This is a genomic window from Streptosporangium sp. H16 (assembly GCF_051918855.1).
GTDB lineage: Bacteria > Actinomycetota > Actinomycetes > Streptosporangiales > Streptosporangiaceae > Streptosporangium.
In genome coordinates this window covers 184,175-210,553 of sequence record NZ_JBPXMD010000011.1, presented here as the reverse complement: position 1 = coordinate 210,553, position 26,379 = coordinate 184,175, and the positions used below count along the sequence as shown (strand labels likewise).

The following is a 26,379-nucleotide window of genomic DNA, read 5'->3' as shown; positions in this document are numbered from 1 at the left end:
GCCGAGAAGATGGGTGGAACCACATGGTGAGGAGCGGCGGCTCCGGCGCGGTTCACCGGTCCCGTAAGGGGCCCGGACGGGCGGGACGGCGTGGGCGGGCGGCCCTGCGACGGGTGGCGGCCGTCGTGCTGCTGGCCCTGGGGTCCGCCCTGTACCTCGGTTGCCTCGCCGGGGCGGCGGTCGCCGCGGACGGCGACGACCTCGTCAAGGTGTACGTGGTCAAGACGGCCGAGCAGAACGGCGGGACGCCGGACACCCTGGCGAACGCCGCCGCGCGCACCCTGGGCGACCCGAACCGGGCCGGCGAGATCTTCGAACTCAACCGCGGGCGCGTCCAGGCCGACGGATCCGCCCTGCGGAACCCCGCCGACCTCAGGGCCGGCTGGATCCTGAGGCTCCCACCGGACGCGCGCGGCCCCGACGTGCGGCTGGCCAGGGAGACCGGTGGCGGCACGGGACAGCCCGGCGACGCGGGACAGCCGGACGCCTCGGGGCGCCCCGACGACACAGGACAGCCCGGGGACACCGCGGGCACGGCACCGGCCGGGGCCCGGTCCCCGCAGCGGGACTCCGCCGCGATCGTGCTCCCGCTCCCGGCCGTGCTCGCGGGGCTGGGCACCCTGCTGCTGGCGCTGCTGACCGCCGGGATCATGGCCAGGCGGCAGGTGCGGCGCGCGTTCGGCGCGGTGGCGCGCGCGATCCATCGCCTCGGGGAACCGGCCCGCCGGGCGCGCAGACTCAGGTTCAGGAGGTCGCTGACGACGGCCTTCGCGGGGGACGGGGAGTCCCCGCGGCTGGCCTACGGGGCCCTGGCCGAACTCACCGGCTCTGGGGAGCACGCCGTGCACGCGGTCTCCGTCGGCGACGAGGGGGTCACCGCGTGGGTGGCGACCGCCGGCGCTCCGCCGGCCCCCTGGCAGGATCTGGGCGAGGCGCGCTGGTGGCGCCCGGCTGGCGCCTTCGCACGTCCCGCCGCCCCCCGCCCGGACGTCCCCGCGCCGTGCCTGGTGGCGGTGGGCGTGGACGAGCAGGGTGGGAAGGTCTTCGTGGACCTCGGCCGGCTGGACGGTGCGCTGAGCGTCACCGGTGACCGCGGGGTGGCCCGCGACGTCGTGCAGGGACTGCTCGCCGGGGTGGCCCGCGGCAGGCCGACGGTGCCGGTGGCCGTGATCCAGGTGGCGGACGGCCTGGCCATCGCCCTCCCCCCCACCATGCCGAGGGTCGAGTCCCCCGGCCGGCGTACCGCGGACGTCCCGGCCGCGGCGCGCGGGACCGGCACGCTGCGGGCCACGGCCCACCCCCGCCCGCTGGAGGCGCTGCTGGTCGTACCCGGCACGCCCGCGGCGCGGGAAAGCGCGGACCTGGCCGCGCTGAGCGGTCCCGGAGGGGCCGGCTGGACCGCCCTGGTGTGCGGGGACGCCGACGGCGCCCACTGGCGCTGGCGGGCGAGCCCGGACGGCTCGGTGGAGATTCCCGTCCTGCGCCTGGCGGTGACGGCCCCAGCGTGACCGCGGGAAACCTCTACCGTGGGGAACCGCGACTGCTGTGAACACGGCAGACCGGCCACCCCACCGAGGGCGGACGCGGGCGGGCCGCCCGCCCCGCCTTCAGGCCGCCGCCCGCGGCCTCTCGTACCTCCCGTGCGTCCGCAGGTGGTTCAGCGCGTAGTACTGCCGGGACTTCACCGTGCCGACCGGTATGCCGAGGACCTTGGCCGCCTCGCTGACGGTGCGTCCCCGCAGGTAGGTGTGGACGAGCACCTCGCGGTGCTCCACGGAGAGCGAGTCGAGCATCTCGGTGACCGCCACCGCCGCCACCACCATGTCCGCGTGGTCACGCTGCAGCACGTCCAGGGTCTCGGTGCCGATCACCTCATAGCGGTGGAAACCACTCCTGGACCGGTCGATCACCAGGTTCCTGGCGACCGTGAGCAGCCAGCCGCGCACCGACCCCTGCGAGTCGTGCAGGCGCTCCGCGTGGTGCCACGCGCGGATCAAGGTCTCCTGCACGATGTCCTCGGCCAGATGGCGGTCGTGCAGCAGTTTCTCGGTGTAGGCCAACAGCGCCTTCTCGTGTTCGCGTACGAGTACGCCGAGGTGTTGCTCCCGCGAGGTTTCCGGTGACGGGGACCTCCCCTGGAGGGTTTCCGGCGGGACGGCAGGCGATACGCGCAGCTGGGACGTCTTCATCTTCTCTTCCGGAGGGGCCACGGGCGAGGCCGTCGCCGGCGGCCCCTGCCGCCGTGCGATCGATGCACGGCCCGGGAGGCCCCGTATCGTGCGGGCGAGCAGAAAATAGGCGAACCCTCGTGCCGGGAAAGTGCCGAAACCGGTAACGGCCCCCGAACCGCCCGGCGGGGCCGCGTTCCGGCCGCGTTCCGGCCGCCTCGCAGGCCCTGACCAGCCGGTTGCCCGCGTAGACGAACGCGTGCGGGGAACGTCCAGGACAGCGAAGGGAGAAGTCCGCTCCGCCCGGTCGCCCGATCGCGGCCCGGCGGACGAGACGGGACCCGCGGGCGCCCCGCCCCGGTCACCCGATCACCTCATCACCCGAGCCACGGTGCCTTCCCCGAGGGGGTGTCCGGCCCCGTCGGCATGGCCGGCCCTCCCCTGGGCAGTCGGAGGGTCCCAAGCGGATCGAAGGGACGTCGGCGATGGATTTCAAGGATGACGCCCAGCTGGACAGCTCGCAGGTCGAGAGTCGCGGCGGTGGGGGGAGGATCCCCGGTGGTGGGCTCGCGATCGGCGGCGGCGCGGCGGGGATCATCGCGCTCATCGTGGCCCTGATATTCGGGATCAACCCCGGGGACATCACCGGCGGCTCCTCCCAACCGGCCCCGGTGGGTCCGAGCTCCGACCTCACCGCCCAGTGCAAGACGGGGCAGGACGCCGACCAGAGCGAGGAGTGCCGGGTGGTCGGCGTCGTCAACAGCATCCAGGACTACTGGCCGAAGGCGGTTCAGGGGTACGAGCCGGCCAAGACCGTCATGTTCTCCGGCCAGGTCGACACCGCGTGCGGTGCCGCCGACGCGTCCGTCGGGCCGTTCTACTGCCCGGCCGACCGCCAGGTCTACCTGGATCTCAGCTTCTTCAAGGAGCTGGAGAGCAAGTTCGGCGCCAAGGGCGGTCCCTTCGCCCAGGCTTACGTGATCGGCCACGAGTACGGTCACCACGTCCAGAACCTTCTCGGTACCAACGCCAAGGCCCAGGAAGGTCCGGAGCAGGGCCCGGAGAGCGGCTCGGTCCGGCTGGAGCTGCAGGCCGACTGCTACTCGGGCGCCTGGGCCAAGAACGCGTACGAGACCGGCCTGTTCGAGAAGCCGTTCACGAAGACGGACATCGAGGAGGCGCTCAGCGCGGCCTCGGCCGTGGGCGACGACAGCATCCAGGAGCGGACCCAGGGCCGGGTCAATCCCGAGGGCTTCACCCACGGGACGTCGGCGCAGCGTGTCAAGTGGTTCACCACCGGTTACCAGAGCGGCGACCCCGCCAAGTGCGACACTTTCGCCGGGAGCATCTGAAAAGGGTCTGTGAGCTGCGACGAGAGAAACCCGCCGGGCAGGAGGCGGGTTTCTCTCCTAAACTACATACTGTGATCTTTAAGTTGGTCGGCGACGAACGGCCCTATCCCGAACACGGTCTCTCGCATCGCGAGTGGGCGCAGATACCGCCGCGACAGGTCCGGCTCGACACCCTGATCACCACGAAAGCGGTGCTCGACCTGCATTCCCTGCTCGCCAAGGACTCCACCTTCTACGGCGACCTGTTCCCGCACGTGGTCCAGTGGCGCGGCGACCTCTATCTGGAGGACGGCCTGCACCGGGCGCTGCGCTCGGCCCTGCACCAGCGCTCGGTCCTGCACGCGCGGGTCCTGGAACTGCCCGCGGAAAGCTGAACCCCTCCGCGGGCAGTTCCAGGACCCGCCCGCGGAAAACCGATCCCCTCCGCGGGCGGACGGGATCGGTGCCGCCCGAGCATGGTGGTGATACGCGAAGAGCCCCTGACCACGTACGCGGTCAGGGGCTCTTTCTGTGGCGGTGGAGGTGGGATTTGAACCCACGGATAGGTTGCCCCATCACACGCTTTCGAGGCGTGCGCCCTCGGCCACTAGGCGACTCCACCGCGGAGCAGCTTACCGGATAACCGCTATTGCTCGCGCATCCGGCGAGCGGTGAAGAACTCGGTGAGAACCGCCGCGCATTCACCGGCCAGGACTCCTCCGAGGACCTCGGGACGGTGGTTGAGGCGGCGGTCCCTGAGCACGTCCCAGAGTGACCCCGCGGCGCCGCCCTTGGGGTCCGCCGCACCGTAGACGACGCGATCGACCCGGGCGAGCACGGCGGCCCCCGCGCACATGGTGCAGGGCTCCAGGGTGACCACCAGCGTGCAGCCGCTCAACCGCCACTGGCCGCGCGCTCTCGCGGCCTGCCGCAGGGCGAGCATCTCGGCGTGCGCGGTGGGGTCGGCCGAGACCTCCCTGTCGTTTCCCGCGTGCGCCAGCACGGAGCCGTCGGGACCGAGGACGACCGCGCCGACGGGCACCTCTCCACGGGCTCCGGCCTCGACGGCCTGCGCCAGGGCGAGCCTCATCTCCCGGACGTACCCCACGGGCACCGAGCCGGTCACCGTACGCCCACCGGCGCCGGACCGGTCAGCGCGTCCGCCGGCACCGTGGCGGTCGCCACGGGCCGACCGGTGCCGACCCTGTCATCCGTACGCCCACCGGCGCCGGGCCGCTCAGCGTGCATCCGCCGACATCGGGCTGGTCACGGCGCGTCCGTCAGCGCAGCCGGTCGAGCTCGTCGGCGAAGGCCAGCCGCTCGGCGATCACCGAGAGCGTGTCCGCGGGGAGGGCGCCCTCCTCCATGCTGAGCTCGATGAGCTCCTCGGAGCTCAGCCCGAGGTCGTTCAGCAGCTCGAAGTCGCCCGCCGGCCGCACGCCCAGGTCCGGGGTGTCCTTGTCGACCGCCACCCCGGCGAGCTCGGTGAAGAGCTCACCCAGGTCGTCGGAGAGACCCGCGTGGGCGTCGGACAGGAACGTGCGCGGCTCCAGGTCTCCCTGATAGCGAACGATCGCGAACCACTCGTCCTCCACCTCCACGCACAACAGGGCCAGCTCGTCACCGGTGAGTCCCAGATGCTCCTGGACGGCGTCGCCGAGATCGTCGGCGATCTCCGCCTCGCTGAGGTCGACCTCCGCACCGTTCCAACCGTCCGTCGTGCGGACGAAGGCGGCGGAGAACACACTGTTGGATGGTCTGGAGGGCATGGCCGATCTCCCGAGGTCAGCCGAACACAGAGTCGATGGCGCGTTCGAACGGCTCGGAGAACCCCAGCCGCGCGGCGATGCTTGACAGGACGTCCTCGGGGAGGAGGTCGATATCCCCTGACAGGATGCCGAGCTCCATCTCGTCGAGGCCCAGGTCGGCGAAGATGGACAGGTCGCCCGCGGGGAGCGCCGTCTCCTCGTCCTGGAGGATCGCGTCGAGTTCGTCCTCGTCGGGAACCGGCACGTCCAGGTATTCCAGCGCCTGCTGCGCGAGCGGGAAATCCCAGGACGCGGCGATGTCGGAGAGGAACACCTCGACCCTCTCCCCGAACACCCGTAGCGCCACGAAGAACTCATCCCCAACGGCGACCAGGCCAATCGTGCCGTTCATGCTCGGCTGCTGGCGCAGGGCGTGGATGAGACCCTCGAGGTCGGAGGTGAGTGACACCGGGAGCATCTCCGCCTCCCAGCGGTCGTCCTCCCGGTAGATCACGATGGCAAAGTCCAGCGAGTCTTCGTCTGACATGGCCATCCCCACCGAATGCTTTCTCTACGGAGGTCAATGCTTTCAGAAGCGAAGCACCGACGTGGGCCTCTCCGACCAAATTGTGATCAAATCCGAGTGAGCGGGCGATGTCGAACAGGTGTGGCCCGTCTTCCCCCCGGCTCATCGCCGCCCGCCGGCCCAGGATACCTTTGACCACCATGGAAACCCTGGTCGTCGACCATCCCCTGGTGGCCCACAAGCTGACCGCACTGCGGGACGTGAACACCGACTCCCCCACTTTCCGGCGTCTCGCTGACGAGTTGGTGACCCTGCTGGCCTACGAGGCGACCAGGCAGGTCCGCGTCACCGAGTGGTCGGTGGAGACCCCGGTGGCCCCCGCCAGGGGCGTGCGGCTGGCGCACCCGTATCCGCTGGTGGTTCCGATCCTGCGCGCGGGGCTGGGGATGCTGGACGGCATGACCCGGCTGCTGCCGACGGCCGAGGTGGGTTTCCTCGGGATGATCCGCAACGAGTCCACGCTGGAGGCGGAGACCTACGCCACCCGCCTGCCCGAGGACCTCTCGGGCCGCCAGGTCTACGTGGTCGACCCGATGCTGGCCACCGGCGGCACCCTCGCGGCCGCGATCAAGTTCCTCTTCGACCGGGGCGCCGACGACGTGACCGCGCTGTGCCTGCTGGCCGCGCCCGAGGGAATCGCCCACCTCGACGAGGCCTTCGCCGGCACCGGCAGGCCGATCCGCCTGGTGACCGCGGCCCTGGACGAGCGGCTGAACGAGAACGGCTACATCGTCCCCGGGCTGGGCGACGCGGGAGACCGCCTCTACGGCGTCGTCTGAAGCGCTCCCGGCATCCCGTCCGGCGCCCGTCCGGACGCCGCGGCTCCCGCCTCCGAGATTCCAGCACCATCCTTTTCCCTTAAAGGATGGTTCTTCTACCCACCGACCGTTACATAATGTGGTTCCCCGGGTACTAAGCGTGGCGAAGACATCTCTTCTGTGTCCCCGGTCCGCCGAGGCCGCGGGCGCACACCAGGGAGAACCATGAGCGAGCGAATCATCCCGGACACCGAGCCGGACCCGTACGCGGACTTCAGCGCCGCGCTCAGGGACGAGTTCTCGGAGATCCATCCGGCGACCACGGTGACCCGTTGCATAGAGGCGGCCCACTACGGAGCGCTGGAGGTCGTCGGCCACGCCCATCCGGCACTGGTCGAGCGGATCGCCCGCAAGCACCTCGAGGTCCTCGCGCTGGTCGCGAGCGAGCGCGGGTGACGCGGGCGGCGGACTGATGGCGGGCGCGCCGGCGGAACGTGACCCGCGAGGACCCCGGACAGGATTCTCGCGACGCGCACGAGACCGAATCGGCCGATGCGCTTTACCTCGGCATGGCCCTGGGTAATGTATATGGCGGGTGCAGTGGGTGAGCGGTAGTAGGAGGCCAAGGTGCAGGTCAAAAAGGTGCTGACGTACGGCGCTGTCGGATTCGTGGCGTTTTTCCTGTTCACACGACCAGGTGACGCGGCCAACGCTGTGAAGGGTGCCATGGACACGGTTTACACGGCGGCCGATTCTCTGGCCCAATTCGTCTCACATCTGTCATGAGGCTCGTGACCCACGGGGACTCCGCTCCCTCGTCGGTCAACCGCTACCTGCTCCCCCACGAACACCAGGTCATCATGGTGCGGCGCCACCCGGCCGTGCTGCTTCGCGCGGTCGCCGAGGTTTTCGGCGGCCTGATCCTCGCCGGACTGCTGAGCAAGTGGTTCGGCGACCAGGGCGGCGGCGGCGCGCTCGTTGTCGTCTGGTGGGCCTGGCTGCTGTTGCTGATCCGCTTCGTCTGGAAGGTCGCCGAGTGGTCCGTCGACTACTTCGTCGTCACCTCCAAGCGAATGCTGCTCACCACGGGGCTCATCACCCGCAAGGTCGACATGATGCCGCTCGGCAAGGTCACCGACATGAGTTTCCAGCGCTCGATTCTCGGCCGCATGCTGGGCTACGGCGAGTTCGTCCTGGAGTCGGCCGGCCAGGACCAGGCCCTGTCGAGGGTCAATTACATTCCGTACCCGGAGACCCTCTATCTAGAGGTCTGCCAGATGCTCTTCCCCGGGGGTAACGATTCAGATGATTAGCGCCCTGCGTCCGCGATGACGCAGGAATCACGGATCCGCGGGGCATAAGGGCTGTTGACACTTTCCGGTGAAGATTTTTCACTCGGGGTTACCTGATTCGACCCCTTCATGCAATCATGGCGAGAACATTGACCATCCCCCGCCCTGAGAGATCAGATGCCGAGTCAGGGAACCATCGGTGACCGCGTCCGCGGACTGCGCCTGAGCAGGCGCATGTCCCAGGCCCAGCTCGCAGGGCCGGACCTTTCCGACAGCTACGTCTCCCTCATCGAGTCCGGCAAGCGGACCCCGACCCCCGTGGTCGCCCGCCTGCTGGCCGAGCGCCTGGGATGCACCACCGAGTTCCTGCTGCACGGGATCGAGCCGCGCCAGCGCATCGACACCGAACTCGGCCTGCGCCACGCGGAGCTGGAGCTCCTCCACGGGAATCCGTCCGTCGCGGCGGACCGCTTCGGCGAGATCGTCAAGGTCGCCGGCGAGGAGAACGCCATGCTGGCCGCGCACGCGCGGTTCGGCCGTGCCCGCGCCCTGGAGGTCCAGGGCAAGATCGGCCCGGCGGTGAAGGCGTTCGAGCGCCTCCGGCGCGAGGCGGCCACCCATCCCGAGCGTCTGGCCGACCTGCCGCTGGCGGTGGCGCTGAGCCGCTGCTACCAGCGCGCCGGAGACATCCTTCGCGCCCGCGACCTGGCCGTCCACGCGCTCGGGGAGGTCAACCGGCTGCCCCTGGCGCAGGGGGAGATCGCCATCGAGCTGGCCGCCTCCCTGGTGGGGATCGGCGGCACCCGCGGGTCCGGTTCGCCGAGCATGTCCTACGTCCGGAACATCCTGTCGGTCAACGGCGTTCCCGCCGTGGTCAACCGCACCGCGGAGATCCACGCCCTCTGGCAGGCGAGCATCACCGCCGCCGACGGCGAGGACTCGGCGCTGGCCGTCCGCCTCGCCGACGACGCGATCGCAACCGGCCGCCCGGCGCGGATGGCCTCGCAGCTCGCCCTCATCGCGACGGACTGGGCCCGTCTCGCCGCCGCCGGCGGTGACGAGCCGCTCGACGAGGCCCGCGAGCTCGCGACCGCCGCGAGCGAGGTCTTCGCCGTGTTCCCCGAGCACGTCCACGAGTACGTCAGGAGTCTTGTCGTGCGCGCCCACGTCCAGCTGGGGGCCGGAGACGTGCTGGGCGCCACCGCCCTGGCCGGAACCGCCCTCGACACGCTGGGCGACCAGGCGGGTGCCGTCGGGGCCGGCGTGCAGTTGGTCCTCGCCCGTGCCGCGCTCACCCGCGGCGAGGACGACGCCGCCACGACGGCCCTGAGCGCCGCCAGGCAGATGCTGAGCGGCGTCCGGCACGAGCTTTCCGGTCCCGACCGGGAGGCCGCGCGGACCTGGCGTGACCTGGGAGACCTGTACGGCCAGGTCGGTGTGGTCGAGGAGCAGACCAGTGCGTATCGTAGGGCTCTTGAGACTGCCGGAGTGCGCGATGCGATGGTGGGCATGACAGTCGATTCGGCTCTGGTCCGTTAAGACGGTCCCACTTCTGGAGTTCCAGATTTGTTTTTGCACCTCCGGAATAACTAGGGTCTACCAGTCATTGACTCGTAGGATGATTGGTTTCTCCGGAGGAGGCGGACGGTGAGTCTGCGTACGGCGCAGCGAGCATCCCTCGTCGACCAAGTGATCGACCAACTCAAGGAGCAGATCACTTCTAACTCCTGGCAGATGCACGCGAAGATTCCTACCGAGACCGTGCTCGCCGAGCAGCTCGGGGTGGGGCGCAACACCGTGCGCGAGGCGGTGCGTGCCCTCACACACGCCGGGTTGCTGGAATGTCGCCAGGGCGACGGGACGTACGTCCGTGCCACGAGCGAGCTATCCGGGGCCATGCTGCGGCGGCTGCGCACCGCCGAGCAGCTCGAGATCCTGGAGGTGCGGCGCGCGCTGGAGGTGGAGGCCGCCAGGCTGGCCGCCACCCGCCGCACCGACGCCGACATCACCGGGATCGAGGCGGCGCTGGCCGAGCGGGAGCGGGCCTGGGAGAGGGGAGAGCCCGACGCGTTCGTCGAGGCCGACCTCGCCTTCCACATGGCGGTCGTCCGCGCCACCCACAACCTCGTGCTGATCGATCTCTACGAGGACTTCTCGGCGGCGCTGCGCGCCAGCATCACCGCCGCGGGCACCTCACTGAACAGCACCCTGAACAGCACGTACATCCCGCACGAGGCGATCGCCCGCGCGATCGCCGTCGGTGACGCCGCCGCCGCCGAGCGCGCGGGTCACGCGTGCATGGAGCACATCCTGATCGCCCTGACGGAGGAGCAGGAGCTCTCCCTCTGACCCTGTCCTCCTTCGCCTTCTCATGATGTGGGCCCCCTCACCGGCGGTGAGGGGGCCCACATCATGAGAAGCACCGTCCGTTGCCTCGCGCCCGAGGCACCGGACGGGTCAGGTCAGGCGCAGGGACATCACGAGGTAGCGGAAGGAGGGGGCGGCGTCGCCGGGAACCTCCGTGATGAGGGCCGGGCGGCTCGGCGACTCCATGTTGAGCCGGACGAGCTCGGTCTCGACCCCGCTCAGGCCGTCGAGCAGGAACTGGGACTGGAAGGCGATCTGGATGTCGGCGCCGGACAGCTCGGCGTCGACGACCTCGGTGCCCCGGCCGATGTCACCGCCGCCCGCCTGGATGAGGACCTGTCCCTGGCCGAAGGAGAGCCGGACCGCGGTGTTGCGCTCGGCGACCAGCGCCACCCGCTTGATCGCGTCGATGAACGGCGCCACCGGCAGGTCGGCCCGGATCGACCAGTCGTCGGTCAGCCGCGAGCGGTAGTCGATGAACTGCTCGTCGAGCAGGCGGACCGTGGTGGCCCGGCCGACGCTCTCGAAACCGGCCACGCCGTCGCCCAGCGCCACCGACACCTCGCCGCCGCGCAGCGACCTGGCCACGTCGACGAGGACCCGCGCGGGCACCATCGCGGCGGCCGTGGCACCGGCCACCTCGGGGCGCCAGCCGAACTCCCTGGCCGCGATGCGGTAGCGGTCGGTGGCGGCCATGGTCACGTCGTCACCGGAGATGTCGACCCGGATGCCGGTCAGCATGGGAAGGCTCTCGTCGCGGCTGGCCGCCGGAGCCACCTGGCCGACCGCGCTCGCGAAGACCACGCCGCCGACCGCGCCGATCTTCGGCGGCATCTCGGGGAGGGAGGGGAAGTCCTCGACCGGCATGGTCAGCAGGCCGAACTCCGCGCTGCCACAGGTCAGGACCGCTTCGGAACCGCTGGTGAGAACCTCCACCACCTCGCCGGGCAGGCTGCGGGTGATCTCCGCGAGGATCCGGCCCGGGATCAGCACCCGGCCGGGCTCCGCCACGACCGCGTCGATCGAGACGCGGGCGGAGACGTCGTAGTCGAAGGCCGACAGCACGAGGTCTCCGTCGTCGGCCTCCAGGAGCAGGCCGGAGAGCACGGGAATGGCCGGCCGGTTCGGCAGCACCCGGGCCACCCAGGCCACCGCGTCGGCCAGGACATCACGGTTAACCCGGAACTTCACCTGATCATCCCTTCGTCCCGAACGGCACCCCCACACGCGGAAGCCGTACTTCAACAGCACGTTATCCGCTGAGACCGACAGAACCGCTACCCGGTCGGGGAAAAGGGAACGGGGAGCCTCAGCCGCGGGCGGCGTTGAGGTAGGTCAGGACGGCGAGCACGCGGCGGTTGTCGTCGTCGGAGGGGGCGAGGTCGAGCTTGGCGAAGATGCTGGCCGTGTGCTTGCCGACCGCGCTCTCGCTGAGGAACAGGCGCTGGGAGATGGCCGCGTTGGAGCGGCCCTCGGCCATCAGCTCCAGCACCTCGCGCTCGCGCGGGGTCAGCGCGCCGAGCGGCTGGTGCCGGGCGGTGCTGGCCAGCAGCTTGGCGATCACCTCCGGGTCCATCGCGGTGCCCCCCGCGGCGACCCGGCGGACCGCGTCGACGAACTGCTCGGCGTTGAAGACCCGGTCCTTGAGGAGGTAGCCGATCGCCCCCGAGCCGTCGGCCAGCAGCTCTCGCGCGTACAGCTGCTCGACGTGCTGGGACAGCACGAGCACCGGCAGGCCGGGGACGGCCCGGCGCGCCGCCAGCGCGGCCTGGAGCCCCTCGTCGGTGAACGTGGGCGGCAGGCGCACGTCGACCACCGCCACGTCGGGCCGCAGCCCGGTCAGCGCCCCCAGCAGCTCGGGCCCCGACTCCACGGCGGCCACCACCTCGAAGTCGTGTGCCTGGAGCAGGTGAACCAGGCCGTCCCGCAGGAGATACAGGTCTTCGGCGATGACGACTCTCAGGCTCACCGGCCCAACCATAGGCGGACCGGCAGGGCATCCGCCAGCCGCTGCTGGCGGGCGTGCATGACGGGAATGAGCATGCCCGCGGCGTACATGGACAGGCCCAGGAGGATGTTGAAGACGATCAGCGGCCACTGCAGGAGCTCGGGCAGGTAGAGCGCGAGGAACCAGCTGCGGTTGTCGGTGTCGACGAGCTTCATGATCATCGTCACCAGTCCCTGCGGGAAGAGCGGGAGCCAGCCGATCCCCCAGCAGATCCCGACGACGGCGGCCTTGCCGCGGGGCAGGGACGGCTTGCAGTCCGGCCCCTTCTCGCTCAGAAGGGCGTAGGGCAGGTCGAACGTGGCCGTGGTCGGGCCGCCCCGCGGGCTGCTGACCGCGAGCACCCCGTCGAAGGCCGCCAGCCTGCGCTCGATGCCGCGCAGGCCGCTGCCCAGGGACGGGTCGGCGCCCCCCGAGCCGTCGTCGGTGACGACCACGCGCAGCGCGTGGTCGTTGCTGCTGATGTCGATCCACACCCGCTCGGCACCGCCGTGGCGGGCCGCGTTGGTGAGGAGCTCGCTGATGGAGAAGTAGGCGGCCGACTCCACGGGCGAGTCGGGGCGGCTGTCCAGGTCCACGGTGACCGTGACCTTCAGCGGACTGTCCAGCGCCAGGGCGCGCACGGCGTCGCCGAGGCCGCGCTCGGCCAGGACCGGCGGGTGGATGCCCTTGACGAGGTCGCGCAGCTCGACGAGCGCCGTGGAGGAGGCCTCCCTGACCTTGGTGAGCAGGGCCTTGGCCGCGGCGGGGTCCTTGTCCATCAGCTCCTCGACCGCGCCGAGCGTCATGCCCATCGCGACGAGCCTCGCCTGCGCCCCGTCGTGCAGGTCGCGCTCGATCCGCCGCAGCTCGGAGGCCTGGGAGTCGACCGTCGCCAGGCGCGCCTGGTCGAGTCGCTGGATCCGCGCCGCGAGCACGGACTTGTCCGTGGGAGACAGCAGCTGCTGGTTCCACCACGCGTACCCCCGCAGCAGGCGCGGCGTCGCGGCCAGCGCGACGGCCGAGGCGCATCCCAGGACCAGGGGCAGCGCCGCGGGGGCCGCGGACCACGCCGCCAGGACGGCGCATCCGGCCAGGGTGAGGGGCAGCAGCGGGAGGGCGCAGACGACCACCGGGTTGAGGTAGAGCCAGAGGCCGTCCCGCCAGGTGGCCGGGTCGCCGACGATCCACTTCCAGCGGTTGTTCCAGTCAGGCCACCGCGGCGTCTTGTAGAGCTGGCGCTCGTGGCGGTACCAGCCGTCGGGCTGGGGCCGTGTCGGCAGCGGCGGGGGCAGGTAGGGCGCCGGCACGGCGGTCCCGAGCCATGTGCCGTTCAGCCTCCTGGCGAGCGCGGTGCGGTGCCTGATCAGCTGGGCCGCCGGGGGGAACATGAAGACCATCCCCAGGCCGAACGCCAGCACGAACGCGACCAGGGTCACGACGACCAGGACCGTGTCCAGCAGCGCCATCGCTCCCAGGGCCAGTGCCCTGCCGGCCGTCACCGCGTACGTCTTCATGGGTCAAGTGTCGGTGATCCAGCCGGGCGTGCCCAGTGGTGACGGGTGCCGTTGGGGGGTGGAGGTAGCCACACCCCCGGTGGGTGCCTGGCCCGTCCCCGCCGGGGGTGTAGACGGATTCTCCGGGCGCGGCGCGGCTCGTAGCGTCGGTGAGCATGAAGGTCATCGAGGTCAGCAACCTCCGCAAGCAGTACCGCGACCAGCTGGCGGTGGACGACGTCTCGTTCACCGTGGAAGAGGGCGAGATCTTTGGCGTTCTCGGCCCCAACGGCGCCGGCAAGACGACCACCGTGGAGTGCGTCGCCGGCCTGCGCGTCCCCGACTCCGGCACCGTCAGCGTGCTCGGGGGTCTGCACCGCGCCGAGCTCAAGGAGCAGCTGGGAGTCCAGCTGCAGAGCTCCACGCTGCCGGAGAAGCTCAAGGTGTCGGAGGCGCTCGACCTGTACGCCTCCTTCTACCGGAATCCGGCGAACTGGGGGGAGCTGCTGGAGCGTGTCGGGCTCGCTGGCAAGCGCGACACCCCCTACGGCAAGCTCTCCGGCGGCCAGCAGCAGCGGCTCTCGATCGCGCTGGCGCTGATCGGCAACCCCCGCGTGGCGATCCTGGACGAGCTCACCACCGGCCTGGACCCCCAGGCGCGCCGCGACACCTGGGAGCTCATCGAGCAGGTCCGCGAGGATGGTGTGACGATCCTGCTCGTCACCCACTTCATGGAGGAGGCCGAGCGGCTCTGCGACCGGCTCGCGCTGATCGACTCCGGCCGGGTGGTCGCGATGGACAGCCCGTCGGGTCTGATCGCCCAGGTCGGCGGGCGGCAGACCATCAGGTTCCGGCCGTCCGGGCCGCTCGACGACTCGCGGCTACAAGCCCTGCCCGAGGTCACCGGGGTGACCCGCAGCGGCGGGCAGGTCGCGGTCACCGGCACCGGCAACCTGCTCCTCGCGGTCACGACCGTCCTCTCCGCCATGGGCGTCGTGCCCACCGACCTGCGCATGGAGCAGGCGACCCTCGACGACGCCTTCCTCAGGCTCACCGGAAAGAAGATTTCCTCATGAACAAGATGCTCCTGACCGAGGCCAAGCTCTTCCTGCGGGACCCGGGCGGCCCGATCTTCTCGATAATGCTGCCCCTCGTCCTCCTGCTCGCGCTCGGGCAGATCCCCAGCTACCAGGAGAAGGTCCCGGAGCTGGGCGGGGAGCGGGTCATCGACACCCAGCTGCCCGCCATGATGGTGATCCTGGCGGTGGTGACGATGGCGCTGACCGTCCTGCCGGCGACGCTGGTGACCTACCGGGAGAGCGGCGTGCTGCGCCGGATGTCCACCACCCCGGTCAACCCGGTCCGGCTGCTGGTCGCCCAGATCGTCAACAACCTCGCGGTGGCGATCGTCGCCACCCTCCTCCTGGTCGGCCTGGGCTATCTCGTCCTCGGCTCGGTCCCGCCCAAGAGCCCGCTCGCCTTCGCGGGGGTGTTCGTGCTCGGCACGGCTTCGATGCTGGGCCTGGGGTTGCTGATCGCCGCGTTGGCGCCCAACGCGAAGGTGGCGCCGGGCATCGGCTCGCTGCTGATGTTCCCGCTGATGTTCATGGCGGGGATGTGGATTCCCCGAGACCTCATGCCCGAGCTGGTGCGGCGGATCGGGGACTTCCTGCCGATGGCGCCGTTCGCCGACGCGCTCCGTGACACGTGGGCCGGGCAGGCTCCGCAGCCGCTGCACCTGGTGGTGATGGCGGTGACCGTGCTGGTCACGGTCGGACTGGCCACGCGGGTCTTCCGCTGGGAGTAGCCGGTGAGCACGACTTCCGATTCGCTGTGGCCCGTCTCTTACCAGGGGCAGAGACGGGCCACAGCTTGTTTGGCCGATCATTCCAGGTTGTTCCACGTTTCCTTCATGGCGAGGACGAAGGAGTTCGGTCCGGATGCCGCCCGACTCGCGTCGTCCCCCGTTCCGCCGGCTCTCCCTCTCACACCGGCTTTCCTCGCCCGGTGCGTTCCCGGCCTCCGTTCCGGATGCCCGGCGACAGGAAGCCGGATATGTCACTCTTGATTGATGCTGATCCTGGCGCACGTAAGTGACGTCCACATCGACGGTTCCCCCCGCAGCATCGACAGGACCCGATCCGTCATGCGACACCTGGAGAACCTGCCCGGTCCCCTGGACGCGGTCGTGGTGACCGGCGACATCGCCGACAACGGCCTGATCGAGGAGTACGAGATCGCGCGCGAGCTGCTGACCACGCGCCATCCGACGATCATCTGCCCGGGTAACCACGACGTCCGTTCGGCGTTCCGCAAGGCGCTGCTCGACCTCGACGAGGACGGCGACGGGCCGATCAACCAGGTCCTCAGGCTCGACGGGCTCACCGTCGTGCTGTGCGACTCCAGCGTCCCCGGGCGGCCGGAGGGCTTCCTGGAGGACGAGACGGTCACCTGGTTGAACGGCGTGCTCGCCGAGACCCCGGACACCCCGGTCATCGTGGGCATGCACCACCCGCCGGTGTCGCTGGGCACCCCGTACGTGGACTCGATCCGGCTGCGGAACCCGGAGCGGCTGGAGGCGGTCGTGCGGCGGCACCCGCGGGTGGTGGCCGTCATCACCGGTCACGCCCACACCGCGGCGAGCACCACCTTCGCGGGCCTGCCGCTGTCGGTCGCCCCGGGGGTCGTCTCCACGTTGCGGCTCAACCAGGAGCTCGACGCCCCGGTCCCGGTCGACTACGACCTGCCGCCGCAGATCGCCATGCACGTCTTCGACGGCGGCCGCCTCATCACCCACGTCCGCCCGGTCCTGTGACATCACCGCGGCCCGCCCTCACGGCGTGCCGCGGCCCGAGCGGCACGCCGCACGAGACCGGCCACCCGATGTCCGCACGACCGGCCCCGCCCCCGTACCCGCACGCCGCATGACGGCCGGCGGGCGCCGCGCCTCGTACCGGAAGGCCGCACGACGATCTGTCGTGCCCCGTACGAGGGCCGGTCCCGCACCCCGTACCCGCCGTGTCCGGCCGGGAGACACCATGGTGGCTCACCGGTTCGGAGAGATGCCTTTGCCGGGAATTAACCGATTTTTCCTCTTATGAGAGGCTAGTTCGGCTAATAATCGAAAATCCACGCGATCCGTTGAACCTCCTGGGATCCGGCGCCGTACTGCCTGCCGACACCGGAAAATCGTCCGGCGGCCGACCCCCGGAGGGCACAGCGTGATCGTGAACGCCCTGCGGCGGCCCGCTCCAGCGGGCACCGCCGTGATCGCGGAACCGCCGTCCGGCATCCGCGCCCACGATGAGGCAGGCGATACCGCCCCGTGCACCCGTCACGACCCCCCGGCGCGAACCGCGGGGCGCGCGTGATGACGCGGCTGGACGCCTGCCCCTCCCCGCCGGCCGATTTCTCCGGAGAGAACCTCGACGTGAAAGCCTCCTCCTGGCCCGGTGACCGGCGGAACCGGTCCCGCCACCTGCGACCGGTCGACGCCCCCGACGACGAGCTGATCGTCGCGGAGCTGTACCGGGCGTACCACCGGCCGCTGCTCTCCTTCGTCGTACGGCTCACCCGCGGCGACGTGCAGTGGGCCGAGGACGTGGTGCAGGAGACCATGGTCCGGGCGTGGCGCAGCGCGGACCGGTTCGACGCCGACGTGTCGTCCCTGATGCCTTGGCTGGCGACGGTCGCCAGGCATATCGTGATCGACGACCAACGCCGTAAGGACGCGCGTCCCCACGAGGCGGGTGAGGGACCACTGGAGAGTGTGCCCATGCCCGATCAGATGGAAGATCTCTTGCGACAGGTCGTCGTGTCGGACGCGCTCGACTCGCTGTCTCCCGCCCACCGCGAGATCCTCAAGGAGACGGTCCTGCGCGACCGGTCGGTGAACGAGGCCGCCGAGACGCTCGGCATCCCGGTGGGCACGGTGAAGTCGAGGGCGTACTACGCCCTCCGCGCGCTGCGCGTCGCCCTTGAGGAGAGAGGGGTGACGGCATGACCTCGCAGGTGGAGCACACCGACGTGGGCGCGTACGCCCTGGGCATCCTCGAAGAGCCCGACCGCACGGCTTTCTCGAACCACCTGGCGGCGTGCCCGTCCTGCACCGCCGAGCTTCAGGAGCTGTCCGGGGTGGCGGGCGCCCTCGCCGGCATCGGACCCCTGGAAGACGAGCGCGACGACGCCGACGCCGGCGACCGGGGTCCCGCCGAGGTGGTCAACCTGCTGCGCCGCCGCAAGGCGGCCGACCGGCGCGCCCGCAGGGGCACGTTCGTGATCGGCGCCGCCGCGGCCGTCACCCTGGTCGCCGGTGGGATCGCGGTGGGCACCTCGATCTCCGGCGAGAGCGGGAGCGTCCCCGTCGGCCACTCCGCGCACGGCCCCGCCGAGGACGCCTACCGGTCCGGCACGCCGCTCGCGGGCACGGGTGCCTCCGGTGTCACCGGCGGCCTGGTGCTGGAGACGAAGGGCTGGGGCACCCACGCCGCCCTGGAGCTCAGGGGCGTCAAGGGGCCGCTGGAGTGCGAGCTGGTCGCCGTCTCCCGGAGCGGCGAGCGGCGCGTGGTCACCGGATGGGCGGTGCCCGAGCGGGGCTACGGGGTGCCCGGCTCTCCCGAACCGCTCTACGTGCACGGCGGGGTCGCCTGGGGTCCGGCCGGGATAGACCGCTTCGAGGTGCGCACGACCGGCGGCGACACGCTGCTCACCGTCATGGTCTGAGCGGGGCATCCTAGCCCTTCCCCGGAACGGGAGCGCCTCTCCGGGGCCGTTTCCCTATGTGCTTTTTTACGTATTTGAAGATTGAACCATATGTAGCCGTGGCGCCGTACAACCGGCAGAAGCACGCAGCAGCCCCTTACAGCTACGAGAGGTTCACGATGTCCAAGCGCACCCTCACCGTCTCCGGCGTGGCCATCGCCGCGGCCCTGCTCGCCTCGGCCCTCGCCCCGGCCGCGCAGGCCGCACAGGCCGGCACAGCCTCGGCCACGCAGTCTGATACCGCGAGCACAGCGGACGCCTACTTCGCGGGCACCCTGCTCGGTAAGAACGAGGTGCCGGTCAGCGGCGGTCCCGCCGTCGGCGACAAGAACGGCAAGGCCGTCGCCGTGGTCCGCATCCGCGGCAACGAGGTCTCCTACGCCGTACGGTGGGAGGGGACGGCCACCCCCACCGCGTTCCACATCCACCAGGGCAAGGCCGGTAAGAACGGCGACGTGAAGGTCGGCTTCTTCATGGAGGCCCTGCCGGGCGGCAGCAAGGCCATCCTCGGCAGCGTCAAGATCAACGACGGTGGCCTGCTGTCCGGGATCAAGAAGAACCCGAAGAACTGGTACCTCAACCTGCACACCGCCGAGTTCCCGGGTGGCGCGGTGCGTGCCCAGATGCACCGGATCCACCCGACCAACCTGGCCAACGTGCTGGCCAGCGGCGTGCACCCCAGCTACCACTCCAACGCCGACGGCCGCCAGGAGGTCCCGGCCCCCGGCAAGAAGGTCGGCGACCCGAACGGCCGCGCCGAGTGGCTTGTCGGCATCAAGGGCACGAAGGTCTACTACGCCACCATCTGGGAGAAGCTCGCCGCCCCCACCAACGGGCACATCCACCGTGGCAAGAAGGGCAAGAACGGCGATGTCGTGATCGACTTCTTCGCCGACACGAACGGTCTGCCCAAGGGCGTCACCGGCATCGCCGGCACCGCGTCGGTGAAGTCCGACATCGCCCGCGGCATCAAGAAGAACCCGAAGAACTGGTACACCAACCTGCACACCACCGAGTTCGGCGGCGGCGCGGTGCGCGGCCAGCTCTACCGGTCCGGCAGCGGCTGGTAGAACGACGTCCGGGGATCACGCGGCGGTCGTGAGCGTCCGGACGCGGAGGGGATCCACGGCGGCCACGAGCCATCCGTGACCCCGGAGACGACGGCGCCCGTCACCCGGAACACGATTCCGGGCGGCGGGCGCCGTCGTGCGTGGCGGCCGGTGACGCGCTCGGATTCGCTCGGGCCCGCTGGACGGGCCCGCACGCGTGACGACCGGCGACGCGCCCGGGTCCGCTCAGCCCACCTGGACGGGCCCGGGTTCCTCGGCCGCGCGGAGGTCGTAGAGCTCGCGAGCGGCCATGATCTCGGCCACATGCTTCTCCGACCAGCTCTTGACGCCCTCCATCAGCGTGACCACGCTCCGCCCCAGTGCGCTGAGCTCGTACTCCACCCGGGGCGGGATCGTCGGGTAGACGGTGCGGGTCACCATCCCGTCGCGTTCCATGTTCCGCAGCGTCTGGGTGAGGCTCTTCTGGGTGATCCCGTCGATCCTGCGGCGGAGCACCCCGAACCGGACCGGGCCGTCCCGCAGGGCGTCCACCAGCAGGCACGTCCACTTGTTGGCGATCGCCTCCAGGACCTTCCGCGAGCCGCACTCCCGAAGGTACGCGTTCGCGGCGCCGTGCTCCCGCAGGCCAGAAGTAGTTTCCATGAGGTACCTATATATCCAAAAGGTGCCTTCTTTCAATCAGATACCGGTGTCGCCGACGATTGATCCCGAAGAACTTTCCTTCAGAGGAGATCACGATGCGCGTCATCACCCAGTCCGCCGTCGGCGACCCTTCCGTGCTCGATGTCGCCGAGGTCGACCCGCCGGAGCCGGATCACGGGCAGGTCCTGATCAAGGTCAGGGCCGCCGGGGTCAACCCGGTCGACGGAGCGGTCCGCTCCGGCCTCTTCCCGCTGCTCGGCCCGCCGCCCTTCACCCTCGGCTGGGACGTCGCGGGCACGGTCGAGTCCACCGGGCCCGGCGTGTCCGCTTTCGCCCCCGGTGACGAGGTGCTGGGCCTGCTCGCCTTCCCCGGCGCCGGCAACGCCTACGCCGACTACGTGCTCGCCTCGCCCAACGAGATCGTCCACCGGCCCGCCGCGCTGCCCGTGGAGCAGGCGGGAGGGCTCCCCCTGGCCGGGCTGACCGCCTGGCAGGCGCTGGTCGGCATCGCCCGTGTCGCCGAGGGACAGCGGGTTCTCGTGCACGCCGCCGGAGGAGGGGTCGGCCACCTCGCCGTCCAGGTCGCCGTGTCTTTCGGGGCGCACGTCACCGGTACCGCCCGAACCGCCAAGCACGACCTCCTGCGCGAGCTCGGCGCGGACACCCTGGTCGATCACACCACCGCGGACTTCGTCGCGGAGACCGCACCGGTGGACGTGGTGTTCGATCTGGTGGGCGGCGAGTACGGGGAACGTTCCGCCGCCGCGCTCAAGCCCGGCGGCCTGCTCGTCGGAGCGCTGGGGGGCAACCTCGGCATCACGCGGGAACGCGCGGCCGAGCTGGGCGTACGGCTGGCGGTGGTGAGCGTGCGCCCCTCGGCGGCCGACCTGTCACGGCTGACGGCCCTGGCGGAGTCGGGCCGGCTCAGGGTCCACCTGGATCAGGTGCTGCCGCTGGCCGAGGTGGCCAAGGCACACGAGCTCCTGTCGACCCGCCGCACCACCGGGAAGATCGTCCTGACCCCCTGAGCCGCGGCGACCCGGCGGCCCCGCGGAGCCTTCCCGCGGACGTGGCCGCGGTCGAGCCGGGCGGCGAGACGCCGTCGCTGCGGGCTCAATGCCGGCCCTCGGGGTCCGGCCTCGGAAAAAGGGGCCGGGACCCGAGCCGGGCTGCGAGGGAGGCGATCGGTGTTTTTTCGCGGACGTGTCGGGCACAAGGCCTCATATGGCGCCAAAAATGGATGATTCGGTCAGCATCACCCCGTGTGAGGATGGGCCGCTGCTGATCCGGGGGCCGTTCACCCTGCTCACTCAGGACGGGACCATCATCGATCCCGGCCGGGCGACGGTGGCGCTGTGCCGCTGCGGCCGATCCTCGGCCAAGCCGTTCTGTGACGGCTCGCACAAGCGGTCCGGTTTCCGGGCCGCGAGCGAGCCCGACGCGGTGGCCTGAGCTCGCGTCCTGAGCCGGCGGGACGAGTGCGCGGCGAGCGGTATCCGGCGCCCGGCATAGAAGATCCCGCCGCGCAGGAACCGGGCCGCCAGGGCCGGCCAGCTGCAGACGGCCCGCTCCAGCAGCCACACCGGGGCGAACAGGGTGGTGGTGAAGGGAAAGACCCGCCGCCCGCCCGCGCGGCGGCGGCCGAGCTCGGCCAGGCCCATCGCCATTCCCGCACCGGCCAGGACCGGCTCCGGGCGCCGCCGCAGCAGCGCGGCGGCCAGCGCGGGCACGATGGCGAGAAAGAACGCCATGCGGGCCGGTTGCGCGAGGTCGTCGTAGGCCTGCCGCACCCGCTGGGACCAGAAGTGGCGCGGATCGGGCGGCAGGCGGCGGACGTAGAGATCGAGGGGGCGCTCCTCGCGGCCGCCGTGAGCGCGGACGGTGCGGATGAGTTCGAGGTTCTCGAACATCACGTTCCCGTCGTAGCCGCCCATCGCCAGGAAGGTCGAGCGGCGCACCCCGAACGTACCGGGATAGTCTGCGCCGAAACCGCGGTTGAGCAGGATGCGGGCGCTGTCCCAGCGAGCGTGCCACGGCATCGGGTCGAAGTGGTTCTGCGGGCGGACCAGGTCGGCTCTCCGCAGCAGGGCGTCGAGGCGGGCCAGTTCGCTCTCGCCGTAGCGGACGTCGTCGTCGGCGATGATCACGTGTTCGGCACGGGCCAGGCGCATCCCGGTGATCACTCCGTTGACCTTGCCGTTGGCGAAGTCGAGGTCGCCGTCGGGTCGTACGTGCAGCGCGAGGCCGTCCCAGCGGGCGGCGTGCCGGGCGAACAACCCGGCCGGGGAGTCGTCGACGACGATGACACGGACGCTGGAGCGCAGCCGGCGCAGGTAGGCGGTCAGCTCCGCCAGCCCGGCGTCGTCACTCCAGCGCAGCGGCAGCACGTAGTCCATGTCGAGCTCCGTCTCCCGGCCCGTGTCCAGTCCTGTCACCGGGTCCCTGCCATCAGGTCCGCCTCACGCGCCTCACGCGTCTCACGCAGTGAGGAGACACCGCACCGCCAGCGATCCATGACGTGCTCGGCGAAGAGCCGGTCCAGGGCCAGGGCGCAGGCCGCGCCGTACAGGACGTCACCGGCCCGCGAGGGGTGCTGCGCCACGAAGCCGCCGCACATGTCGTGCGCCGCGACCTGCTCGTGGACGGCGTCGGCCTGCACGTGCTCGTCGTAGAAACGCCGCGCCGTCTCATCGCCGCCCAGCCTGCGCAGGCCCAGGGAGTAGCGGTGGTTGGGCGCCGAGGAGGTCATCTCGAACGCCGCCAGGTGGCCCAGCAGCGCTCCGAGGTGGCGCCGGTGCAGCCCGAACAGCGACATGGCGTTGGAGATCGCCAGCGTGATCGCCGGGACCCGGTCGAGGTGGGCGCCGTAGGAGTCGTCCAGGTCCAGCCCGCGCATGGTGGCCCGGAACAGCTCCGAATGCATCCGCTCGACGCGCCCGCCGCCGTACTCGTCGGCCTGGATCTCCACCAGCGCCGCCTTGGGACGGCCGCTCAGCCGGGGAATCGCCCAGGTGTGCGGGTCGGCCTCCTTGAGGTGGTAGATCGACCGGTGCGTGACGAACTCGCGGAACTGCTCCAGGTCGGCCTGCCTGGCCAGGAACGCCGCCAGGCGGGGCCCCTCGTCGGCCGCCACCAGCTCGGCCAGGGCGCGGCGCATGGGCACACCCGGCATGAGCGGCGGACGCGGCACGGCCCGCGCCAGGCCCTCCTCCCATCGCCGCTCCAGCGCCTTCCTGGCCGCCAGCAGCGACGGCTCCCACTCCCACTCCTGCCGCACCTCCTCGAAACCCTGGTAGTGCAGTTCGTAGCAAGCGAAAAGCGCCAGCTGGAGGTCCTCATCCTCGACGGCCGGCCCCCCGGCCGGTACCGGTGGCGGATCGAAGGTGTGCGGCGGGCGCCTCAGCCGTTCGAAGAGCGCGGCGGTGAGAGGACCTCGGGGCGCGGGAAGCTGCATCACGATCTCCCATGGCGACGAAAGGCTCAGGTGAAGGACTCGGGGAGAAACTTGGCGGTCTCATCTTCTGGAAGGGCGTCTCGTCTTGGGGTCGCGCCGCCGGATCGCTCCCGACCCGATGGAGGTGCATGCCACGGTGACGGCGCGACCGTCGGTGCCGATGCGGCCATATACGTTCATATACGGACTTATCGAACACGCGTACCATACGCCCCTGATGCCCTCGTCTTTCCCGAGCTAACCTCCCGGCCGTACGCATGGTGAGAAAAATCGTGATCAACAACGAAAGACGGCGTGTGCGCGGCCTGTCATTCCAGGCACCGGTCTGCGGGCAGGAGGTCGGCGCGCATGTTGCGCTCCATCATCCGCAGTGACGCCTCGGCGAGGTCGGGGTGGATGTGGGCCACGCAGTCGTTGGCCACCCGGACGGAGAAGTCGCGCACGTAGGCGTCCAGCGCGCTGTAGAGCACGCACTGCTCGGTGACCTGGCCGGCCAGCACGACGGTGTCGATCTCCTCGCGGCGCAGCAGGTACTCCAGTGGCGTGCCGAAGAACGCGCTGTGGCGCACCTTGGGCATGAAGGCGCAGTCGTCCGGGGGAAGCACCGGCTCGACCAGGTCGGGGCGCCGGCCCTCCAGGGCGCGCCGCCGCAGGTCCTCGGTCGTGGCGGTGAAGTCGCCGTGGTTGTCGTTGACGACTATCAGCCGGGCGTCTCTATGCCGGTGGGCGCGCCTCATCAGCCCCGCCAGGGGCTCCACGATCTGCTCGACGCTCTTTTCCAGGGTGTCGGCGTCCTCGTGGTCGTAGGGATTCAGCATGTCCACCACGATCACCGCAACAGCACCCATGCCCTCACCCCCTCATGATCGGGCCGCAGGTGATCACGGCCATCCGTACGAGAAACCGTGATCGCCCGCGGGTCTCAGCCCTGTCCCGTCTCCTCCTTGCCGTAACCGAGGGTCTACGTCACCTCCGCCAGGGTGGCGAAGGTCCGCTCCGGCAGTGATCGCACCGCCTCGAACCCCGCGTCGGGCACGCCCTGCTCCTGTCCCCCGGATGCGCCGCGACCCCACCCTCGGGCCGCGACGCCTCTCTTCTACCTGCGAGTTTTCTGCCTGCGAGCGGGCCCTTACCCGCTCCCCGGTGGACAAACATCCACGCGAGCGGCACAGGCCCGCCGATCCGGCGGGCGCGGCGAAGACGCGGACGGGGCGGAGAGGAAGAGCAAGGAGAACAGGGCCGTGCGGCGGCCGGGTGAGTTCCGACCGGCACTCGTGGATCACCGAACCGCGGGCGGTGGCCCAGCCGCGGGAAACGAGGACCCGCGTCGCGCGAGGTCTAGTGAGGGGCCATGTCGACGAAACGGCTGTAGTGGCCCTGGAAGGCCACGGTGACCGTGGCGGTGGGACCGTTACGGTGCTTGGCCACGATCAGGTCGGCCTCGCCCGCCCTGGGCGACTCGCGCTCGTAGGCGTCCTCCCGGTGGAGAAGGATGACCATGTCCGCATCCTGCTCGATACTTCCGGACTCGCGCAGGTCGCTGACCATGGGCCGCTTGTCCGTCCGCTGCTCGGGACCACGGTTGAGCTGGGAGATCGCGATCACCGGGACCTCCAGCTCCTTGGCGAGGAGCTTGATGGCCCGGGAGATCTCGGAGACCTCGTTCTGGCGGCTCTCGGTCTTCTTCGGCGAGGACATCAGCTGCAGGTAGTCGATGATGACGAACCGCAGGTCGTTGCGCTGCTTGAGACGGCGGCACTTGGCCCTGATCTCCATCATCGACATGTTGGGCGAGTCGTCGATGAACAGCGGGGCCTCGGCCACCTCGCCCATCCGCCGGGCCAGCTTGGCCCAATCGTCGTCGGTCATCGTGCCGGACCGCATGGCGTGCAGCGCCACCCGCGCCTCGGCCGACAGCAGACGCATCGTGATCTCATTACGCGACATCTCCAGCGAGAACACCACAGTCGTCATGCCGTGCTTGATAGCGGCAGATCTCGCGAAATCCAGCCCCAAAGTCGACTTCCCAATGGCCGGACGGGCGGCCACGACGATCATCTGGCCGGGGTGCAGGCCGTTGGTGAGGGAGTCGAGGTCCTGGAAGCCGGTGGGGACCCCGACCATCTGGCCGCTGCGGCCGCCGATGGCCTCCAGCTCGTCGAGGGCGCCCGGCATGATGTCGGCCAGCGGGATGTAGTCCTCGGAGGTGCGGCGCTCGGTGACCTTGTAGATCTCCGCCTGGGCGCGGTCGACGAGGTCGTCGACCTCCTCGTCCTGGCCGCCGTAACCGTAGGAGACGATGCGGGTGCCAGCCTCGATCAGGCGGCGGAGGATGGCCTGCTCGCGGACGATCCTCGCGTAGTAACCGGCGTTGGCCGCGGTCGGGACGACGGCGGTCAGCGTGTGGAGATAGGCGCCGCCGCCGATCCTGGCGACCTCGCCCCGCTTCTGCAGCTCGTCGAGGATGGTGACGGCGTCGGCGGGGTCGCCGCGGCCGTAGAGGTCGGTGATGATGTCGTAGATGATCTGGTGGGCCGGACGGTAGAAGTCGTCGGACCGCAGGATCTCGACCACGTCGGCGATGGCGTCCTTGGACAGCAGCATGCCGCCCAGGACCGACTGCTCGGCCTCGATGTTGTTCGGTGGGGTGCGCTCGAATCTCGGCTCGAAGACCGGCGGCTCCGCGATGCTCACCACACACCCCCTCTTTCGAACACAGTTA

Annotated in this window: 28 protein-coding genes, 1 tRNA gene and 1 pseudogene; 17 read left to right on the top strand and 13 right to left on the bottom strand. The window is 70.5% G+C overall.

Translation table 11 applies throughout. The annotated features are described in order from the left end of the window. Window positions 1-113 precede the first annotated feature (113 nt). Window positions 114-1,508: a hypothetical protein gene (locus ACTOQ2_RS20610; RefSeq protein WP_440101391.1), complete on the top strand. Its 1,395-nt coding sequence runs from the start codon at window positions 114-116 to the stop codon at window positions 1,506-1,508. A 99-nt stretch (window positions 1,509-1,607) separates the two neighbouring features. Here ACTOQ2_RS20610 and ACTOQ2_RS20605 read toward each other — a convergent pair whose 3' ends face one another. Next, window positions 1,608-2,189 carry a sigma-70 family RNA polymerase sigma factor gene (locus ACTOQ2_RS20605; RefSeq protein WP_440101389.1) on the bottom strand — a complete coding sequence of 194 codons (582 nt, stop codon included), beginning with the start codon at window positions 2,187-2,189 and terminating at the stop codon, window positions 1,608-1,610. Between the two features lie 464 nt (window positions 2,190-2,653). On the opposite strand from ACTOQ2_RS20605, the gene ypfJ reads away from it, so the two are divergent. Together ypfJ and ACTOQ2_RS20595 are read left to right on the top strand one after the other, a co-directional pair. Beyond that, entirely contained in the window at window positions 2,654-3,520 is an 867-nt protein-coding gene (gene ypfJ, locus ACTOQ2_RS20600; RefSeq protein WP_440101387.1) for a KPN_02809 family neutral zinc metallopeptidase, read from the top strand. Window positions 3,521-3,591: 71 nt separating this feature from the next. Further along, complete coding sequence (locus ACTOQ2_RS20595) at window positions 3,592-3,894, top strand: type II toxin-antitoxin system VapB family antitoxin (protein WP_362837946.1); 303 nt, start codon at window positions 3,592-3,594, stop codon at window positions 3,892-3,894. Window positions 3,895-4,031: 137 nt separating this feature from the next. Here ACTOQ2_RS20595 and ACTOQ2_RS20590 read toward each other — a convergent pair. The 4 genes from ACTOQ2_RS20590 to ACTOQ2_RS20575 all read right to left on the bottom strand — a co-directional run bounded on the left by ACTOQ2_RS20590 (window position 4,032) and on the right by ACTOQ2_RS20575 (window position 5,794). Next, window positions 4,032-4,121 (bottom strand) — tRNA-Ser (locus tag ACTOQ2_RS20590). 24 nt (window positions 4,122-4,145) lie between these two features. Further along, the gene (gene tadA / locus ACTOQ2_RS20585) at window positions 4,146-4,589 is read right to left on the bottom strand and encodes a tRNA adenosine(34) deaminase TadA (RefSeq protein WP_440087829.1); all 444 of its coding nucleotides are present in this window, start codon (window positions 4,587-4,589) and stop codon (window positions 4,146-4,148) included. Between the two features lie 190 nt (window positions 4,590-4,779). Further along, entirely contained in the window at window positions 4,780-5,268 is a 489-nt protein-coding gene (locus tag ACTOQ2_RS20580; protein ID WP_362688072.1) for a tRNA adenosine deaminase-associated protein, read from the bottom strand. 16 nt (window positions 5,269-5,284) lie between these two features. Continuing rightward, window positions 5,285-5,794 (bottom strand): tRNA adenosine deaminase-associated protein, encoded by a 510-nt coding sequence (locus ACTOQ2_RS20575; RefSeq protein ID WP_362688075.1) that lies wholly within the window; start codon window positions 5,792-5,794, stop codon window positions 5,285-5,287. Window positions 5,795-5,973: 179 nt separating this feature from the next. Between ACTOQ2_RS20575 and upp the strand changes: the two genes are divergently transcribed. The 6 genes from upp to ACTOQ2_RS20545 all read left to right on the top strand — a co-directional run bounded on the left by upp (window position 5,974) and on the right by ACTOQ2_RS20545 (window position 10,232). After that, the gene (gene upp / locus ACTOQ2_RS20570; protein WP_440101384.1) at window positions 5,974-6,612 is read left to right on the top strand and encodes a uracil phosphoribosyltransferase; all 639 of its coding nucleotides are present in this window, start codon (window positions 5,974-5,976) and stop codon (window positions 6,610-6,612) included. A gap of 204 nt (window positions 6,613-6,816) precedes the next feature. Beyond that, window positions 6,817-7,047, top strand: coding sequence for a hypothetical protein (locus tag ACTOQ2_RS20565; RefSeq protein ID WP_329087977.1), 231 nt, complete (start codon window positions 6,817-6,819; stop codon window positions 7,045-7,047). 171 nt (window positions 7,048-7,218) lie between these two features. Then, the gene (locus tag ACTOQ2_RS20560; RefSeq protein ID WP_362688081.1) at window positions 7,219-7,377 is read left to right on the top strand and encodes a hypothetical protein; all 159 of its coding nucleotides are present in this window, start codon (window positions 7,219-7,221) and stop codon (window positions 7,375-7,377) included. Then, entirely contained in the window at window positions 7,374-7,904 is a 531-nt protein-coding gene (locus ACTOQ2_RS20555; RefSeq protein ID WP_329087979.1) for a PH domain-containing protein, read from the top strand. The genes ACTOQ2_RS20560 and ACTOQ2_RS20555 overlap by 4 nt, the downstream gene beginning before the upstream one ends. A gap of 156 nt (window positions 7,905-8,060) precedes the next feature. Then, the gene (locus tag ACTOQ2_RS20550) at window positions 8,061-9,422 is read left to right on the top strand and encodes a helix-turn-helix domain-containing protein (RefSeq protein WP_440101382.1); all 1,362 of its coding nucleotides are present in this window, start codon (window positions 8,061-8,063) and stop codon (window positions 9,420-9,422) included. 108 nt (window positions 9,423-9,530) lie between these two features. Further along, window positions 9,531-10,232, top strand: a complete 702-nt coding sequence (locus ACTOQ2_RS20545) for a FadR/GntR family transcriptional regulator (RefSeq protein WP_344742921.1) — start codon at window positions 9,531-9,533, stop codon at window positions 10,230-10,232. Window positions 10,233-10,340: 108 nt separating this feature from the next. Here ACTOQ2_RS20545 and dnaN read toward each other — a convergent pair whose 3' ends face one another. The 3 genes from dnaN to ACTOQ2_RS20530 all read right to left on the bottom strand — a co-directional run bounded on the left by dnaN (window position 10,341) and on the right by ACTOQ2_RS20530 (window position 13,751). Beyond that, window positions 10,341-11,441: a DNA polymerase III subunit beta gene (gene dnaN / locus ACTOQ2_RS20540; protein WP_440101380.1), complete on the bottom strand. Its 1,101-nt coding sequence runs from the start codon at window positions 11,439-11,441 to the stop codon at window positions 10,341-10,343. Window positions 11,442-11,559: 118 nt separating this feature from the next. After that, a complete protein-coding gene (locus ACTOQ2_RS20535; RefSeq protein ID WP_329093772.1) occupies window positions 11,560-12,213 on the bottom strand; it encodes a response regulator transcription factor in 654 nt (217 codons plus the stop codon). Between the two features lie 2 nt (window positions 12,214-12,215). Further along, window positions 12,216-13,751, bottom strand: a complete 1,536-nt coding sequence (locus tag ACTOQ2_RS20530) for a sensor histidine kinase (RefSeq protein WP_440101378.1) — start codon at window positions 13,749-13,751, stop codon at window positions 12,216-12,218. Between the two features lie 155 nt (window positions 13,752-13,906). Here ACTOQ2_RS20530 and ACTOQ2_RS20525 point away from each other — a divergent pair, with 155 nt between their 5' ends. The 6 genes from ACTOQ2_RS20525 (at window position 13,907) to ACTOQ2_RS20500 (ending at window position 19,561) form a co-directional block, all read left to right on the top strand. Beyond that, window positions 13,907-14,806, top strand: a complete 900-nt coding sequence (locus tag ACTOQ2_RS20525) for an ABC transporter ATP-binding protein (protein WP_440101376.1) — start codon at window positions 13,907-13,909, stop codon at window positions 14,804-14,806. Next, complete coding sequence (locus ACTOQ2_RS20520; protein WP_440101374.1) at window positions 14,803-15,537, top strand: ABC transporter permease; 735 nt, start codon at window positions 14,803-14,805, stop codon at window positions 15,535-15,537. The genes ACTOQ2_RS20525 and ACTOQ2_RS20520 overlap by 4 nt, the downstream gene beginning before the upstream one ends. A gap of 264 nt (window positions 15,538-15,801) precedes the next feature. Next, a complete protein-coding gene (locus ACTOQ2_RS20515; RefSeq protein WP_440101372.1) occupies window positions 15,802-16,545 on the top strand; it encodes a phosphodiesterase in 744 nt (247 codons plus the stop codon). Window positions 16,546-17,100: 555 nt separating this feature from the next. Next, window positions 17,101-17,733 carry a sigma-70 family RNA polymerase sigma factor gene (locus tag ACTOQ2_RS20510; protein ID WP_440101370.1) on the top strand — a complete coding sequence of 211 codons (633 nt, stop codon included), beginning with the start codon at window positions 17,101-17,103 and terminating at the stop codon, window positions 17,731-17,733. Then, window positions 17,730-18,452: an anti-sigma factor family protein gene (locus tag ACTOQ2_RS20505; protein ID WP_440101368.1), complete on the top strand. Its 723-nt coding sequence runs from the start codon at window positions 17,730-17,732 to the stop codon at window positions 18,450-18,452. The genes ACTOQ2_RS20510 and ACTOQ2_RS20505 overlap by 4 nt, the downstream gene beginning before the upstream one ends. A gap of 158 nt (window positions 18,453-18,610) precedes the next feature. After that, the gene (locus ACTOQ2_RS20500; protein ID WP_440101366.1) at window positions 18,611-19,561 is read left to right on the top strand and encodes a CHRD domain-containing protein; all 951 of its coding nucleotides are present in this window, start codon (window positions 18,611-18,613) and stop codon (window positions 19,559-19,561) included. A 225-nt stretch (window positions 19,562-19,786) separates the two neighbouring features. Here ACTOQ2_RS20500 and ACTOQ2_RS20495 read toward each other — a convergent pair whose 3' ends face one another. Further along, a complete protein-coding gene (locus ACTOQ2_RS20495) occupies window positions 19,787-20,203 on the bottom strand; it encodes a winged helix-turn-helix transcriptional regulator (protein WP_440070651.1) in 417 nt (138 codons plus the stop codon). Between the two features lie 95 nt (window positions 20,204-20,298). On the opposite strand from ACTOQ2_RS20495, the gene ACTOQ2_RS20490 reads away from it, so the two are divergent. After that, a complete protein-coding gene (locus ACTOQ2_RS20490) occupies window positions 20,299-21,231 on the top strand; it encodes an NADP-dependent oxidoreductase (RefSeq protein WP_440101364.1) in 933 nt (310 codons plus the stop codon). A gap of 88 nt (window positions 21,232-21,319) precedes the next feature. Beyond that, a pseudogene (locus ACTOQ2_RS20485) lies at window positions 21,320-21,550 on the top strand (hypothetical protein); the annotation flags it as partial. Here ACTOQ2_RS20485 and ACTOQ2_RS20480 read toward each other — a convergent pair. The 4 genes from ACTOQ2_RS20480 to dnaB form a co-directional block, all read right to left on the bottom strand. Beyond that, window positions 21,514-22,638 carry a glycosyltransferase gene (locus ACTOQ2_RS20480; protein WP_440101362.1) on the bottom strand — a complete coding sequence of 375 codons (1,125 nt, stop codon included), beginning with the start codon at window positions 22,636-22,638 and terminating at the stop codon, window positions 21,514-21,516. The pseudogene ACTOQ2_RS20485 and the gene ACTOQ2_RS20480 sit on opposite strands and share 37 nt — an antisense overlap. Beyond that, complete coding sequence (locus tag ACTOQ2_RS20475) at window positions 22,635-23,657, bottom strand: iron-containing redox enzyme family protein (protein WP_440101360.1); 1,023 nt, start codon at window positions 23,655-23,657, stop codon at window positions 22,635-22,637. Before ACTOQ2_RS20475 ends, ACTOQ2_RS20480 begins: the two co-directional genes overlap by 4 nt. 308 nt (window positions 23,658-23,965) lie before the next feature. Further along, window positions 23,966-24,505 carry a cysteine hydrolase family protein gene (locus tag ACTOQ2_RS20470; RefSeq protein ID WP_440101358.1) on the bottom strand — a complete coding sequence of 180 codons (540 nt, stop codon included), beginning with the start codon at window positions 24,503-24,505 and terminating at the stop codon, window positions 23,966-23,968. Window positions 24,506-24,995: 490 nt separating this feature from the next. Next, window positions 24,996-26,351: a replicative DNA helicase gene (gene dnaB / locus ACTOQ2_RS20465; protein WP_344744206.1), complete on the bottom strand. Its 1,356-nt coding sequence runs from the start codon at window positions 26,349-26,351 to the stop codon at window positions 24,996-24,998. Window positions 26,352-26,379 lie beyond the last annotated feature (28 nt).

Bases quoted from the DNA above. Each gene is read 5' to 3' on its own strand.
- ACTOQ2_RS20510 (WP_440101370.1), top strand. From the start codon at position 17,101: ATGACGCGGCTGGACGCCTGCCCCTCCCCGCCGGCCGATTTCTCCGGA.
- ACTOQ2_RS20520 (WP_440101374.1), top strand. From the start codon at position 14,803: ATGAACAAGATGCTCCTGACCGAGGCCAAGCTCTTCCTGCGGGACCCG.
- ACTOQ2_RS20580 (WP_362688072.1), bottom strand. From the start codon at position 5,268: ATGCCCTCCAGACCATCCAACAGTGTGTTCTCCGCCGCCTTCGTCCGC.
- ACTOQ2_RS20500 (WP_440101366.1), top strand. From the start codon at position 18,611: ATGTCCAAGCGCACCCTCACCGTCTCCGGCGTGGCCATCGCCGCGGCC.
- ACTOQ2_RS20605 (WP_440101389.1), bottom strand. From the start codon at position 2,189: ATGAAGACGTCCCAGCTGCGCGTATCGCCTGCCGTCCCGCCGGAAACC.
- ACTOQ2_RS20495 (WP_440070651.1), bottom strand. From the start codon at position 20,203: ATGGAAACTACTTCTGGCCTGCGGGAGCACGGCGCCGCGAACGCGTAC.
- upp (WP_440101384.1), top strand. From the start codon at position 5,974: ATGGAAACCCTGGTCGTCGACCATCCCCTGGTGGCCCACAAGCTGACC.
- ACTOQ2_RS20515 (WP_440101372.1), top strand. From the start codon at position 15,802: ATGCTGATCCTGGCGCACGTAAGTGACGTCCACATCGACGGTTCCCCC.
- ACTOQ2_RS20525 (WP_440101376.1), top strand. From the start codon at position 13,907: ATGAAGGTCATCGAGGTCAGCAACCTCCGCAAGCAGTACCGCGACCAG.
- ACTOQ2_RS20530 (WP_440101378.1), bottom strand. From the start codon at position 13,751: ATGAAGACGTACGCGGTGACGGCCGGCAGGGCACTGGCCCTGGGAGCG.
- ACTOQ2_RS20550 (WP_440101382.1), top strand. From the start codon at position 8,061: ATGCCGAGTCAGGGAACCATCGGTGACCGCGTCCGCGGACTGCGCCTG.
- ACTOQ2_RS20490 (WP_440101364.1), top strand. From the start codon at position 20,299: ATGCGCGTCATCACCCAGTCCGCCGTCGGCGACCCTTCCGTGCTCGAT.
- ypfJ (WP_440101387.1), top strand. From the start codon at position 2,654: ATGGATTTCAAGGATGACGCCCAGCTGGACAGCTCGCAGGTCGAGAGT.
- ACTOQ2_RS20555 (WP_329087979.1), top strand. From the start codon at position 7,374: ATGAGGCTCGTGACCCACGGGGACTCCGCTCCCTCGTCGGTCAACCGC.
- ACTOQ2_RS20565 (WP_329087977.1), top strand. From the start codon at position 6,817: ATGAGCGAGCGAATCATCCCGGACACCGAGCCGGACCCGTACGCGGAC.
- ACTOQ2_RS20475 (WP_440101360.1), bottom strand. From the start codon at position 23,657: ATGCAGCTTCCCGCGCCCCGAGGTCCTCTCACCGCCGCGCTCTTCGAA.
- ACTOQ2_RS20505 (WP_440101368.1), top strand. From the start codon at position 17,730: ATGACCTCGCAGGTGGAGCACACCGACGTGGGCGCGTACGCCCTGGGC.
- ACTOQ2_RS20470 (WP_440101358.1), bottom strand. From the start codon at position 24,505: ATGGGTGCTGTTGCGGTGATCGTGGTGGACATGCTGAATCCCTACGAC.
- tadA (WP_440087829.1), bottom strand. From the start codon at position 4,589: ATGAGGCTCGCCCTGGCGCAGGCCGTCGAGGCCGGAGCCCGTGGAGAG.
- ACTOQ2_RS20575 (WP_362688075.1), bottom strand. From the start codon at position 5,794: ATGTCAGACGAAGACTCGCTGGACTTTGCCATCGTGATCTACCGGGAG.